The organism is Stenotrophomonas sp. S41, from assembly GCF_016624625.1.
Taxonomy (GTDB): Bacteria; Pseudomonadota; Gammaproteobacteria; order Xanthomonadales; family Xanthomonadaceae; genus Stenotrophomonas.
Genome location: NZ_JACVTV010000115.1, coordinates 1 through 13,842, shown reverse-complemented (window position 1 = coordinate 13,842; position 13,842 = coordinate 1). Strand labels below are relative to the sequence as shown.

Annotated in this window: 12 protein-coding genes; 6 read left to right on the top strand and 6 right to left on the bottom strand. The window is 68.8% G+C overall.

The window, feature by feature from the left end; all coding sequences use genetic code 11:
* Positions 1-390: 390 nt before the first annotated feature.
* The 3 genes from IAE56_RS18080 to hemH all read right to left on the bottom strand — a co-directional run bounded on the left by IAE56_RS18080 (position 391) and on the right by hemH (position 4,606).
* Positions 391-2,493, bottom strand: coding sequence for a methyl-accepting chemotaxis protein (locus IAE56_RS18080; protein ID WP_200753477.1), 2,103 nt, complete (start codon positions 2,491-2,493; stop codon positions 391-393).
* Positions 2,494-2,801: 308 nt separating this feature from the next.
* Positions 2,802-3,647 carry an alpha/beta hydrolase gene (locus IAE56_RS18075; RefSeq protein WP_200753476.1) on the bottom strand — a complete coding sequence of 282 codons (846 nt, stop codon included), beginning with the start codon at positions 3,645-3,647 and terminating at the stop codon, positions 2,802-2,804.
* A complete protein-coding gene (hemH, locus tag IAE56_RS18070) occupies positions 3,644-4,606 on the bottom strand; it encodes a ferrochelatase (RefSeq protein WP_200753475.1) in 963 nt (320 codons plus the stop codon). Before hemH ends, IAE56_RS18075 begins: the two co-directional genes overlap by 4 nt.
* Positions 4,607-4,771: 165 nt before the next feature.
* Between hemH and IAE56_RS18065 the strand changes: the two genes are divergently transcribed.
* From IAE56_RS18065 to tatC, 4 genes are all read left to right on the top strand, one after another.
* Positions 4,772-5,656, top strand: a complete 885-nt coding sequence (locus IAE56_RS18065; RefSeq protein ID WP_108770515.1) for a YSC84-related protein — start codon at positions 4,772-4,774, stop codon at positions 5,654-5,656.
* 74 nt (positions 5,657-5,730) lie between these two features.
* The gene (gene tatA, locus IAE56_RS18060) at positions 5,731-5,958 is read left to right on the top strand and encodes a Sec-independent protein translocase subunit TatA (protein WP_200753474.1); all 228 of its coding nucleotides are present in this window, start codon (positions 5,731-5,733) and stop codon (positions 5,956-5,958) included.
* Positions 5,959-5,973: 15 nt separating this feature from the next.
* On the top strand, positions 5,974-6,450 hold the full coding sequence (gene tatB / locus IAE56_RS18055) for a Sec-independent protein translocase protein TatB (protein ID WP_200753473.1): 477 nt from the start codon (positions 5,974-5,976) through the stop codon (positions 6,448-6,450).
* A complete protein-coding gene (gene tatC, locus IAE56_RS18050) occupies positions 6,447-7,196 on the top strand; it encodes a twin-arginine translocase subunit TatC (protein ID WP_200753472.1) in 750 nt (249 codons plus the stop codon). Before tatB ends, tatC begins: the two co-directional genes overlap by 4 nt.
* A 74-nt stretch (positions 7,197-7,270) precedes the next feature.
* On the opposite strand, the gene IAE56_RS18045 is transcribed toward tatC, so the two are convergent.
* From IAE56_RS18045 to IAE56_RS18035, 3 genes are read right to left on the bottom strand one after another with little or no spacing between them, the layout of a single operon-like run.
* Complete coding sequence (locus IAE56_RS18045; protein ID WP_200753471.1) at positions 7,271-8,182, bottom strand: BPSS1780 family membrane protein; 912 nt, start codon at positions 8,180-8,182, stop codon at positions 7,271-7,273.
* A 51-nt stretch (positions 8,183-8,233) separates the two neighbouring features.
* Positions 8,234-8,980: a glutamine amidotransferase gene (locus IAE56_RS18040; RefSeq protein WP_108770510.1), complete on the bottom strand. Its 747-nt coding sequence runs from the start codon at positions 8,978-8,980 to the stop codon at positions 8,234-8,236.
* Positions 8,952-10,781, bottom strand: a complete 1,830-nt coding sequence (locus IAE56_RS18035) for a GspE/PulE family protein (RefSeq protein WP_200753470.1) — start codon at positions 10,779-10,781, stop codon at positions 8,952-8,954. Before IAE56_RS18035 ends, IAE56_RS18040 begins: the two co-directional genes overlap by 29 nt.
* An 83-nt stretch (positions 10,782-10,864) precedes the next feature.
* Between IAE56_RS18035 and glyQ the strand changes: the two genes are divergently transcribed.
* Positions 10,865-11,776 carry a glycine--tRNA ligase subunit alpha gene (gene glyQ / locus IAE56_RS18030; protein WP_108770508.1) on the top strand — a complete coding sequence of 304 codons (912 nt, stop codon included), beginning with the start codon at positions 10,865-10,867 and terminating at the stop codon, positions 11,774-11,776.
* 82 nt (positions 11,777-11,858) lie between these two features.
* Positions 11,859-13,842, top strand: a 1,984-nt coding sequence (gene glyS / locus IAE56_RS18025) for a glycine--tRNA ligase subunit beta (protein ID WP_200753469.1), incomplete at its 3' end; no start/stop codon positions are given.

Sequence of the window (13,842 nt, the reverse complement as noted above, 5' to 3'; positions counted from 1 at the left end):
TGTGGCTCAAGCCATGCGAGAGTAGGTCATCGCCAGGGTTTACACCCAAAAACCCCGCTGCTCACGCAGCGGGGTTTTTTCTTTGCGCGTGGATAATCATGCTGCGGGAGATTCCGCGCGTGGCGTTCCCCGGTAGAGCCACGCCGTGCGTGGATGTGCCGTGCCGGTAAACGGCATGGAGCAACAGCGGTAATGCCGGCCGCTGGCCGGCAAAAGCGCGGCACAGGCGCCTGCAGGAACAGCGGTGCCAACCAAGGTTGGCATCTACCAGAGCAGCGGCCCGCGTGCATGGAGCAAGGACGGTAGTGCCGGCCGCTGGCCGGCACAGGCAAGGTGCCAACCGCGGTTGGCACCCATCCAAAGCACAAAGCAGGAACCGGGCGTCTGGCCTCAGGCCAGCGCCATCTCCCGCGTTTCCTGCTGCCGGAACACCGCAACCGCTTCACTCAACGTGCCCGCCTGCACCTGCAGCTCGCGTGCGGCGGCAGTGGCTTCTTCAACCAGGGCCGCGTTCTGCTGCGTCGCCTGGTCCATCTGCACCACCGTCTGGTTGATCTGTTCGATGCCGCTGGACTGCTCCTGCGAGGCCGCGGAGATCTCCTGCATCAACGCGCTCACGCTCTGCACGCCGCCGACAATGCCCTGCATGCGCTGGCCGGCGTCGGCCACCAGCTGCGCGCCTTCGCCCACCTCGCGGCCGGCTTCGTCGATGAGCTTCTTGATCTCCTGCGCCGCCGCCGCCGAACGCTGGGCCAACACGCGTACCTCGCTGGCAACCACGGCGAAGCCGCGACCCTGCTCGCCGGCGCGGGCGGCCTCCACCGCGGCGTTCAGGGCCAGGATGTTGGTCTGGAACGCGATACCGTCGATGACGCCGGTGATGTCACCGATGCGACGCGAGGCGGCTTCGATGGCCTGCATTGTGGTGACCACCCGCTGCATGGCCAGGTTGCCCTCGTTGGCCGCGCCCTGCGTGGTGCTGGCCAGGTCACTGGCCTGGCGTGCGTGGCTGGCGTTCTGCCGCACGGTGGCGGTCAGTTCCTCCATCGACGCGGCCGTCTCCTGCAGGTGCGCGGCCTGGCGCTCACTGCGCTCGGACAAGGCATCGTTGCCGGAGGCAATCTCGTTGGCGGCACCACGGATCGCGCCGGCACTGCGCTGGATGCGACCGACCATGCGCGCCAGCTGGGTCGCCGTGGCATTGGCGTCGCGCTGGATCGCGGCAAACGCGCCGTGGTACTCGCCTTCCATGCGCCGGTCGAGTTCACCGCGGGCCAGTGCGGCCAGCATCTGTCGAACCTCTTCCACCGTGCCACCGACCGTCGCCATCAACTGGTTGATGCCACCGGTCAGGCCGTCCAGGAAGCTCGCGCCCTCACTGGCCTGCAGTCGCTGGTCGAGATCGCCGGCCGCGGCCGCTGCGACGATGCCGGCCACTGAATTCTCCAGCGTCAGCTCATGGGTGCGGTCATGCCATTCCACGGCAAACCCCAGGCGCATGCCCTGCGCATCGAACACCGGCGTGACCACCTGGGCGAAGTGCACCGGGCCGATCTGGATCTTGCCGTTATGGGTGACCTGCAGCGTGTTGAGGATGCCGCGGATGCGGTCGGGGTTGGCGTGGAAACGATGGATGCTGCTGCCGACCAGCTGTTCGGCATCGAAATCGGGGAAGGCCTGGCGCAGGTTCGCCTGCTGGTTGCGCAGCAGGGCCACCACCGAATGGTTTACGTAACGGATCACGTGGTCGTTGTCGGCGATCATCATTGCCGTACGCGAAACATCCAGCGCCTGGCGGATCTGTGCGTTGTCGGCATGACCCTGCGCCTGGCGTTCGCGCTGCGCCTGCACGTGGCGGGCGGTGTCGGCCAGGGCGTGGGCCAGTGAACCTGCGGCGTAATCCTGCACGTTGCCGTGCGCGGACAGGTCGGCGCCGGTGGCGATATCGCGGGCAAGGGCGGCCAGCCGCTGAGGGCCATGGCCCAGCGCCTCGCTCTGCTGGCGCAGGCGCGCGGCGGTCTGGCCGAGCACGGCCGCAAGCGCGGCCAGCGCCGCCGCGTGCAACACGGCCGGCAGTACCGCGGCGCCCTGCACCAGCGGCAGCAGCAGGGCGATCACCCCGACCGCGCCGGCCAGCCACAGTGGCAGACGGTCGCGATGACCCAGCAGGACCCCCAGCAGCACGGCGATCGGCAACGCCGGGCCGAGGCCACCCAGATGGCAGAGCAGGCTGAGCTGGATGGCGACGAGCACCGCAAGGCCATTGCGGGCCAGCGGCGTGCCGGCCTGCGGGCCGCCCAGCCACGCGGCAGGCAGCACGGCGGATGCCGCCAGCGCGGCCATCAGCCCGCCTTGGCTGCCTACGGCAAGGCCCAGCCCCAGCAGGGCCATGACGGCGCTGCCCAGCAGCAGGCGGCGGTCACCCCGTCGTGCGAGCTGTTGCAGGTAGGGAAGGCGGCCCTGGTCGGGCGGACGGGGGGATGCAATGGACATCGGCGACTCCTGGATCAACGGACGGCAACGGCCCCGCAAACCCGCACGCGCGACGGCGGGGCGGTGGCAGGGCAAGGATTGCGAAAGGGGGAGGTGGAGCAGGCAGGCACCGGGGCCACGTCCTGTGGGCGGTGGTGCGGACAGAAAGACATGCGGGCTTCCTTGCAGGACCACGAACAGCCGCAGGCCCGACCGGGCCCGCGTGCTGCGGGCGCAGGGGCCCGCAACTGTTCTATCGGCCGCGCGCGCGTGGAGTGAAGCGCACGCGGCGGTTCCCGCTCAGCCGCGGTTGCGGTGAAGCAACGCGATCAGACGGCGAGGAAGCCGTTGATGACCTCGGCGATCTGCGCTGGCTGTTCCATGTGCAGATGGTGGTTGCCCGGGAACACCGCCAGGCGGCCGTCGCGCAGGTGCTGCAGGCGCCGGCTGCGCCCCGGCTCGGGATAGTAGGACTGTGCCGGCGTGGCGTAGATCACCTGGGTGGGGCAGGCGATGGCCTGCAGCAGATTGTCGATCTGCCCTTCGCTGAGGCGGATGGCGGTGGGCAGCATCAGGCGCGGATCGCTGCACCAGCGGTAGCCGCCCTCCACCGGCTCGACGCCGCGCTCGACCAGCAGGCGGGCGCAGCCTTCGCTGAGCTGGTTGGTCATCATGCGCGCGCGGATGGGCGCGGCCAGTTCCGGGAAAACGCGCAGCTGCTTGCGGGCCAGGGCGCGGGTGGCATTCACATGCTCACGCAGGCGATCAGCGGTTTCTTCCTCCGGTCCACGCAGGCCGCCCAACGCTTCAATGGCGACCAGCCGCTCGACGCGATCACTGACGGCGGCGGTGAGGCTGGCGATGCCGGCGCCCATCGAATGGCCCATCAGGGTGAAGCGTTCCCAGCCCAGCGCGTCAGCGACATCGAGCACGTGGGTGATCGCCGCCGGTGTGGTGTAGACCGCGCCGGCCGGCAGGTGGGCGCTGTGGCCGTGGCCGGGCAGGTCGATGGCCACCAGCTCCACCTCGGCCAGGTGCGGCGCCAGCGGTACGAAGCTGGCGGCGTTGTCCAACCAGCCATGCAGGGCAAGCACGCGGGTGCCACCGGCAGTGCCGCCGCGCAGGCCCGCCACGCGCGCGCCCGCCACGTCCATCGCGAACGGTTGCAGGCTCATGCCAGCGATGCCACGGCGAGGCGTGCCAGGGCACGGGCGTGTTCGGGTTCGGCGTTGAGGCACGGGATGTAGCGCATCTGCGCGCCGCGCTCGGCCAGCGTTTCAGTGAAGCCCATCGCCACTTCTTCCAGCGTTTCCAGGCAGTCGGTGGCAAAGCCCGGGCAGACCACGTCGATCTGCTTCACGCCCGATTCGGCCAGCGCCCACAGGCTCGGTTCGGCGTAGGGCTGCAGCCAGCGTTCGCGGCCGAAGCGCGACTGGTAGCCGAGCTGCCACTCATCGGCAGCCAGGCCCAGTGCCTTGGCGATGGCCTGCGCGCTGGCTTCGCAGCGCTGCGGGTACGGATCGCCGGCGTCGGCCAGGCGCTGCGGAATGCCGTGGAAGGAAAACACCAGCTTCTGGCCGCGGCCGTGCTGCTGCCAGTAGCGCTGGATGGAGCCGGCAACCGCGGCGACCCAGTCCGGGTCGACCGAGTAATCCTGCACCAGGCTGATGGTGATGCCGGGATGGCGGCGCTGCCAGTCATCCACGCGGTCCTCGATCGAGGCGGTGGTGGTGGTCGAATACTGCGGGTACAGCGGCAGCACGACGATGCGGCGCACGCCTTCGGCGGCCAGGCGGTCGAGCTCGGCGGTGAGCGCCGGTGCGCCGTAGCGCATGGCATGGCGCACCCGCAGGCTGGGCAGCAGGGCCTGCATGGCCTCGGCCAGGCGGCGGGTATGCACCATCAGCGGCGAGCCTTCCGGCAGCCACACCAGGGCGTACTTCGCGGCTGAACGGCCACTGCGCAGCGGCAGGATCAGCCCACGCAGCAGCGGCTGCCAGAGCAGCGCCGGAATCGAGACCACGCGGGGGTCGGACAGGAATTCAGCCAGATAACGACGGACGGCGGGGGCCGTCGGCGTCTCGGGCGTGCCTAGGTTGACCGCCAGCACGGCGGTATCGGGTGCGTCGAGCATGAGGGCTATTGTCGCCGATCCGATGCCGCGCTGGGATGCAGGGTTTGGATCGTGTCGATGCAGGGCGTTTATCCGCATGCGCCACGCTCATTGGATATTCATCACAACGCTACTAATTTCAGGCACTTGCTATATCTTCCTATGGACTGACTTCTGGAGCCCGCCATGCGTCGCCCGATCCAAGCCCTGCTGATCGCCGCCAGCCTGCTGTCCAGCCAGGCCATGGCCGGACCGCAGGAAGACCAGCGCGCCCGCAACGCGGTGCGTGTGCTGGCTGAAATCCAGGAAATTCCCGATCAGGGCATTCCGGACAAGTTGCTCGACGAAGGCCGCGCGGTCATCGTCATTCCCGACACGATCAAGGCCGGTCTGGTCATCGGCGGTCGCCGTGGCCATGGCCTGATGTCGGTGCGCATGCCCAATGGCGCCTGGTCCAACCCGGTGTTCATCAAGCTCACCGGCGGCAGCATCGGCTTCCAGGCCGGCGTGCAGTCCTCCGACGTGGTGCTGGTGTTCCGCAACGACCGCAGCCTCGACAATCTGGTCAATGGCAAGTTCACCCTGGGCGCCGATGCCGGCGTGGCCGCCGGTCCGGTGGGCCGCAATGCCGCCGCCGCCACCGATGGCCAGCTGAAGGCCGAGATCTGGTCGTGGTCGCGTGCCCGCGGCTTGTTCGCCGGCGTCGCCCTGGATGGCGCGGTGCTGCAGATCGACGATGCCGCCAACCTCGACGCCTACGGCAGCAACACCACGCCGCGGATGATCTTCGAAGGTCGCGCCGCCGGTTCGCCGTCGATGGACGTGGTCGCCTTCCGTGACCGCCTGGAAGAAGCCACCTACGCCGCGCGCAACAACCGCACCGGCAACGGTGGCACTGCCAGCGCACCGCCGCCGCCGGTCCAGGCGCCTGTTCAGGCACCGGTCGCGGCCCCGGCCGAAGCGACCACCGCGCCGCTGCAGAACATGCCGCAGAACCCGCCGCCGGCACAGCAGGGTTTCCAGCCGGTCGGCGACGGTGAGATCCGTACCGAGACGCTGGGCGGCAACTGACTTTCGTCACGCGCGCCGGCTTACAGCCGGTGCGCTATGCTCGACAGCCTGATCACAACGTAACGAGTGTCTTTATGGGCAGTTTGAGCATCTGGCATTGGTTGATTGTCCTGGCCGTGGTTCTGTTGGTGTTCGGCACCAAGCGGCTGACCAGTGGTGCCAAGGACCTCGGCTCGGCGGTGAAGGAATTCAAGAAGGGCATGCGCGACGACGACAAGCCGTCGGCGCAGCTGGGCGACGAGTCGCGAAGCCAGGACGCCTCGCGCACGGCGCAGGACGAGCACAACCGCAACGCGCGTTGATCCGGAGCGGTTGCGGTGTTTGATATTGGTTTCAGCGAACTGCTGGTGATCGCGGTGGTCGCTTTGGTGGTGCTCGGTCCCGAGCGCCTGCCCAAGGCGGCCCGCTTCGCCGGCCTGTGGGTGCGTCGCGCCCGCAACCAGTGGGACTCGGTGAAGCAGGAGCTGGAGCGCGAACTGCAGGCCGAGGAGATCAAGCGGCAGATGCAGGACGTGCGGCAGAGCATGCAGGACACCGAGAGCCAGCTGCGCGCCAGCGGCGAAGCGGTGCGGCGCGAGGCGGCGCAGGCGCAGCAGCAGGGTGATGACCTGGCCCAGGAAGTGCGCGCGCCGGCCCCGGCGCAGACGCCGCCGCACCTGGCCGATGATGTCCCGGCCTCCGCGGCGCCGCAGGATGTCGTTTCAGCACCAGATGCCCCTGCACAGCCGGCCGCTACCGCGCCTGCTGACACCCCCGTGGCCGATGCGCCCGTTCCGCCGGAGCGCCAGCCATGAGCGACCATGATTTCGGTGAAAGCTCGCTGGTCGAGCACCTGGTCGAACTGCGCGCGCGGCTGATCCGCGCGCTGCTCGGTTTCGGCGTGGTGCTGCTGGGCCTGCTGCCGTTCACCCAGAAGCTCTACAACGCGCTGGCCGAACCGCTGGTGTCGCAGCTGCCGAACGGGCAGACGATGATCGCCACCAACCCGGCCGGTGCGTTCTTCGCGCCGTTGAAGCTGACCTGCTTCGTGGCCCTGTTCGTGGCCGTGCCGTGGCTGCTGTACCAGCTGTGGGCGTTCGTCGCCCCCGGCCTGTACGCGCGCGAGAAGCGCCTGGCGGTGCCGCTGCTGGTGTCGTCGGTGCTGCTGTTCTACACCGGCTGCGCGTTCGCCTACTTCCTGGTGCTGCCGGCGGTGTTCCACTTCCTCACCACCTTCAGCCCGGAAGTGATCGCGATCACCCCGGATGCGAACGCCTACCTGGATTTCGTGCTGGCGATCTTCTTCGCCTTCGGCGGCAGCTTCGAGCTGCCGGTGGCGATGGTGATCCTGGTGCTGCTGGGCTGGGTGACGCCGCAGCAGTTCAAGGAAGGCCGCGGCTACGCGGTGGTCGGCATCTTCGTGCTGGCCGCGGTGCTGACCCCGCCGGACGTGGTCTCGCAGCTGATGCTGGCGATCCCGATGTGCCTGCTCTACGAGCTGGGCATCCATGCCGCACGCTGGCTGGTGCCGTCTGCAGCGGTGAAGAAGCCCGCTGCCTGATACGGGAACGCCGGGCATGGCCCGGCGTTCTTCATTGATCCGTTTCATCCACGCATGGCGTGGATCTACCCAGGTCAGGCGTGGAAGACGTCGTTCTGCGGCGGGGTGACCGGCACCGGCGGTGCGGCGCGGTTGCCGCGGTGGACGAACATCTGCTTCCAGGCGGCATAGACCGCACCGACGTACAGCGGCATCACCACCGTGGTCAGCACCAGCTGGGCGATGAAGGCTGCCGCCAGCGGACCGCCGATCAGCATCGCGATCTGGATGACGATGACGAACAGGATGTAACCGCAGAACGCAGCGATCAGGCCCAGCACCGCGAACACGGTCATCGCCACGATGTTCTCGATGCAGCCCTGCAGGCTCAGGCGCAGCGCATGCATGCCGCTCTGCTTGTCGAACACCACCAGCGCCGGCTGGGTGAACATCGCCAGCGACAGGCCCACCGCGGTGACGAACACCAGGAACAGCCACAGCGCGATGCGCTTGGCCGGCAGGTTGGCCACCAGGTTCGCCGCATCATCCGGGCTGATCTGCTGGCCGCTGCGGCTGATCTGCTCCATCTTGGTCATGACCTCGCTGAAGGCGGCAAAGCCTTCGCGGCCGATCATCAGGAACAGCAGCACGCCCAGCAGCAGCACTGCCAGCACCTGGATGGCCAGCGGCACCAGCAGGTGGCTGACGCGGTGGTCGCGGATCGGCTGCAGCAGGTGCGAGGCCAGGCCGGGACGGCCCTCGTCGATCTCGCCCATCGCGTACAGCATGCCGCCGAACATCACCGGCGAAATGGCCAGGGTCATCAACTGCACGGCCAGGCCGGCGGCGCCCGGGATCAGGGTCGACAGCAGGGTGACCACCCAGCTGACCACCAGCCAAGTGAGGCCGATCCGGGCCAGCTGCAGCGGCGCACGCCGGTACAGCGAGAACGTATCCAGCAACCACTGGGCGCCCGCCGAAGCCGGCAGCTTGCGAATCTCTTTCATGGACATCCGGGAAGGGACAGAAGGGGGCCGGGCGGGTGCCCGTGCCGCCGATTATCCCTGTTTTGCGACCGGCTGGGCTGAAGACTGGCGGGCCTGGCGGACGAAGCGGCGCAACAGCTGGCGGGCCAGGGGGGCGGCGCTGACCGCGCGCTCGATGCTGCGTGCGCAGCCGCCGTGGCGGCCGATGCAGTCGGCGCGGGCACGGATGTAGCCGCGCATGTGGTGGGTGGCGAACTCGGGATGGAACTGCACGCCCCAGGCCTGGCGGCCCCAGCGGAAGGCATGGCAGCCATCCAGCGGCGAGCGCGCCAGCACCGCGGCCCCCTCGGGCGCACGCAGCACGGTCTGCATATGGGTGGCGTGGGCCGGGAAGTGGCTGGGCAGGCCACCGAACAGCGGATCCTCGGCGGCGGCCGGGTCCAGCGCCAGTTCGATGGTGCCCGACTCGCGCCCGGCGGGGTTGTAGGCCACCTCACCGCCGAGCGCGTGCGCCAGCAGCTGGTGGCCGTAGCAGATGCCGAACACCGGCATGCCGTCGTGGGCGACCTGGCGCAGCCACGCCGCGCTGCGCTCGCTCCACTCGGCGTGGTCGGTGACGTAGGCGGCCGAGCCGGTCACCAGAACACCGGCGAAGCCGCGCGCGTCGGGCAGGTGGCCGCCGTGTTCGACATCGACCACCACCGTTTCGTGTTCTTCCAGCCCGGCGGCGACGCGGATCCAGTGCGGAAAACGGCCGTAGCGCCGCAGCGACGGCACCGGGCGGCCGGTTTCAAGGATCAGGAACGGTGCTGGATTCATCCGGGGGCGGCAGGACTGACAGGACTTCCTCGATTGTAGTCAGCCCCTGCGCCACCTTTTCAAGCCCCGCCTGGCGCAGGGTTCGCAGTCCTTCAGCCTGCGCGGCACGTCCGAAAGCGGCCAGATCCATGTCCGCGCGGATCAGCCTGCGCAGCCGCGAACCCAATGGCAGCAACTCATACAGGCCGATGCGGCCAAGGAAGCCGGTGCGCCGGCACTCCAGGCAACCGACCGGCCGACAGGGCGTGGCGGCATCTAGATATGCAGCATGGCTATCAGCCAGCACCGCCCAATCGGACGCGCCGAGGGTGTGCGGCTGCTTGCAGTGCGGGCACAGGGTGCGCACCAGGCGCTGGGCGAGGATGCCGTTGATGGTGCTGGCCAGCAGGTAGTGCGGCACGCCGATGTCGAGCAGGCGGGTGATGGCCGAGGCCGCATCGTTGGTGTGCAGGGTGGACAGCACCAGGTGGCCGGTCAGCGAGGCCTGCACCGCCATCTGCGCGGTCTCCAGGTCGCGGATCTCACCGATCATGATGATGTCCGGGTCCTGTCGCAGCAGGGTGCGCACGCCGCTGGCGAAGTCCAGGTCGATGTTGGCCTGCACCTGCATCTGGTTGAACTCCGGCGAGATCATCTCGATCGGGTCCTCCACCGTGCACACGTTCACGTCCGGCGTGGCCAGCCGCTTCAGGGTGGAATACAGGGTGGTGGTCTTGCCCGAACCGGTCGGGCCGGTGACCAGCACGATGCCGTGCGGGCGCTCGACCAGCGCGTTCCAGCCGGCGGCCTCCTGCGGGCTGAAACCAAGCTGGTCGATGCTCTTGAAGGCGGCATCCGGGTCGAAGATGCGCATCACGCACTTCTCGCCGAAGGCGGTGGGCATGGTCGACAGGCGCATCTCGACCTCGCGGCCGCCCGGCGAACGGGTCTTGATGCGGCCGTCCTGCGGGCGCCGGCGCTCGGCCAGGTCCATGCGGCCGAGCACCTTGATGCGGCTGACCACGGCGGTCATCACCGCCGGCGGCACCTCGAACACCTTGTGCAGCACGCCATCGATGCGGAAGCGCATGCGCCCCATCTCGCGGCGTGGCTCGAGGTGGATGTCCGAAGCGCGCTGTTCATAGGCGTACTGCAGCAGCCAGTCGACGATGTGGACGATGTGCTGGTCGTCGGCGTTGACGTCACCGGCGCGGCCTAGCTCGACCAGCTGCTCGAAGCTGGGCAGGGTCGTGTTGGCTTCGCCGCGCACGTCGCCGCGGGCCCCGCGCACCGAGCGGGTGACCCCGAAGAACTCCATGGTGTAGCGGTGCAGGTCCAGCGGATTGACCATCGCCAGCTCGATCTGGCGCCGGGTCAGGTGCTGCAGGTCGCGGCGCCATTCCTGCGCCAGCGGCTCGCTGGTGGCCACCAGCACGCGCTCGGCGTCGACCGCCAGCGGCAGGAAACGGTGGCGGCGGGCATAGGCGTGGGAGGCCACGGCGGTGACCGAGGCGACGTCGACGCGGGTCGGGTCGATGCGCAGGTAGCGGCAGCCGGTGCGCCGGGCCAGCCATTCGGTCAGCCGTTCCAGGCTCAGCTCGCCGCCCTCGCTGGCGGCCAGCTTGAGGTTGGACAGCAGCACCAGCGGGTGCACTTCGCTGGCGTTGCGCGCGCCCTGTGCGGAAAAGCGCACGCGGTCGCGGTCACGTTCGGCGATGAGGCCATCGGCCAGTGCGGCAGCGGCCACCTGTTCGAACTGCAGGCGCCCTGGCGGCAACGGGGCCGGGGCCGCGGGCGTGCCTGCCGGCAGCCGGTGTTCCATCTGCCTGCTCCTCCCGGGTACGGAATGCCCCGCAGGTCGGCCGTTATACTAGCGCACCCCTCTGCCGGCCAAGAATCGTCCGCATGTCCGCGAACCCGACCGTTCCGATCACCTTCCAGGGCCTGATCCAGACCCTGAACCAGTTCTGGGCCCAGCAGGGCTGCGTGCTCATCCAGCCGCTCGACCTGGAGGTGGGCGCCGGTACGTTCCACCCGGCCACCTTCCTGCGTGCGATCGGTCCGGAAGGCTGGAACGCGGCCTACGTGCAGCCGTCGCGCCGCCCGACCGACGGCCGCTACGGCGAGAACCCGAACCGCCTGCAGCGCTATTACCAGTACCAGGTGGCGATGAAGCCGGCGCCGGACAATATCCAGCAGCTGTACCTGGATTCGCTGAAGGCGCTGGGCATCGACCCGCTGGTGCACGACCTGCGCTTCGTCGAGGACAACTGGGAATCGCCGACCCTGGGCGCCTGGGGCCTGGGCTGGGAAGTCTGGCTCAACGGCATGGAGGTGACCCAGTTCACCTACTTCCAGCAGGCCGGTGGCCTGGAATGCCGCCCGGTGCTGGGCGAGATCACCTATGGTCTCGAGCGCCTGTGCATGTACCTGCAGAACTGCGACAACGTCTACGACCTGGTCTGGACCTACGGCCCGGATGGCCAGCCGGTGACCTACGGCGACGTCTACCACCAGAACGAGGTGGAGCAGAGCACCTACAACTTCGAACACGCCGACGTGGAAGAAATGTTCCACCGCTTCGACGCGTGCGAGCGCGAGGCGCAGAAGCTGGTGGAAGTGAACCTGCCGCTGCCGGCCTACGAACAGGTGATGAAGGCCAGCCATACCTTCAACCTGCTCGATGCCCGCCGCGCGATCAGCGTGACCGAACGCCAGCGCTACATCCTGCGCGTGCGCGCGCTGGCCCAGGCGGTGGCCAAGGCCTACTACGAGCAGCGCGAGAAGCTGGGCTTCCCGGGCGCGAAGAAGGCCTGACGGCCTCGCTGCTTTTCATCACCCCATTGCCCCGGGGCGCCGGCCGCGTCGCGCGCTGCGCCCCCACCACAGGATTGAAACGATGAGCCAACTGTCCCCCCTGCTGATCGAACTGGGCACCGAGGAGCTGCCGGTCAAGGCGCTGCCGGGCCTGGCCCAGGCCTTCTTCGATGGCGTTGTCGACGGCCTGCGCAAGCGTGGCGTCGAGCTGGAACTGGGCGATGCACGCCCGCTGTCGACCCCGCGCCGCCTGGCCGTGCTGCTGCCCGGCGTCGGCCTGGAACAGCCGGAACAGCGCAGTGAAGTGCTGGGCCCGTACCTGAACATCGCACTGGATGCCGAAGGCCAACCGACCAAGGCCCTGCAGGGCTTCGCCGCCAAGGCCGGGATCGACTGGACCGCGCTGGAAAAGACCAGCGACAACAAGGGTGAGCGCTTCGTGCACCGTGCGGTGAGCCCGGGTGCGCGCACCGCCGCGCTGCTGCCGGAGATCCTGCGCGAGGCCATCGCCGCGATGCCGATCCCCAAGCCGATGCGCTGGGGCGACCACGACTGGGGCTTTGCGCGCCCGGCGCACTGGCTGGTGCTGCTGCACGGTGCCGACGTGGTCGAGGCCGAACTGTTCGGCCTGAAGGCCGACCGCATGAGCCGTGGCCACCGCTTCCACCATGACAAGACCGTGTGGCTGAGCCAGCCGCAGGATTACGTCGAATCGCTGCGCGCGGCCAAGGTGCTGGTCGATCCGGCCGAGCGCCGCGAGCGCATCGTTGCCGAGGTCGAGGCCGCTGCTGGCCAGGCCGGTGGCAGCGCCCGCATCACCGAAGACAACCTGGAGCAGGTGGTGAACCTGGTCGAGTGGCCGGCGGCGGTGCTGTGCAGCTTCGAGCGTGCGTTCCTGGCCGTGCCGCAGGAAGCGCTGATCGAGACGATGGAGATCAACCAGAAGTTCTTCCCGGTGCTGGATGACAGCGGCAAGCTGACCGAGAAGTTCATCGGCATCGCCAACATCGAATCGAAGGACGTGGCCGAAGTGGCCAAGGGCTACGAGCGCGTGATCCGCCCGCGCTTCGCCGATGCCAAGTTCTTCTTCGACGAAGACCTGAAGCAGGGCCTGGAATCGATGGGCGACGGCCTGAAGACCGTGACCTACCAGGCCAAGCTGGGCAGCGTGGCCGACAAGGTGGCGCGCGTCTCGGCGCTGGCCGAAGTGATCGCGCCGCAGGTCGGTGCCGACCCGGTGCTGGCCAAGCGTGCAGCACAGCTGGCCAAGAACGACCTGCAGTCGCGCATGGTCAATGAATTCCCGGAACTGCAGGGCATCGCCGGTCGCCACTACGCCGTGGCCGGTGGCGAATCGCCGGACGTGGCGCTGGCCATCGACGAGGCCTACCAGCCGCGCTTCGGTGGCGATGACATCGCGCTGTCGGCGCTGGGCAAGGTGCTGGCGATCGCCGAGCGCGTGGACACCCTGGCCGGCGGTTTCGCCGCAGGCCTGAAGCCGACCGGCAACAAGGACCCGTTCGCCCTGCGCCGCAACGCGCTGGGCCTGGCCCGCACCATCATCGAAAGCGGCTTCGAGCTGGACCTGCGCGCGCTGCTGGCCAGCGCCAACGCCGGCCTGGCCGCGCGCAACGTGCAGGCCGACGTGGGCGAGCTGTATGACTTCATCCTCGACCGCCTGAAGGGCTACTACAGCGACAAGGGCGTGCCGGCCACGCACTTCAACGCCGTGGCCGAGCTGAAGCCGGCCTCGCTGTATGACTTCGACCGTCGCCTTGACGCAATCGGCACGTTTGCCGCGCTGCCGGAAGCCGAGGCGCTGGCAGCGGCCAACAAGCGCATCCGCAACATCCTCCGCAAGGCCGAAGGCGACATCCCGGGCCAGATCGATGCGTCGCTGCTGCAGGAAGACGCCGAGCGCGCGCTGGCCGAAGCGGTCACCGCGGCCATCGACGACACCGGCGCCAGCCTGCACCAGAAGGACTATGTGGCCGTGCTGGCGCGCCTGGCCCGCCTGCGTCCGCAGGTCGATGCGTTCTTCGATGGCGTGATGGTGAATGCCGAAG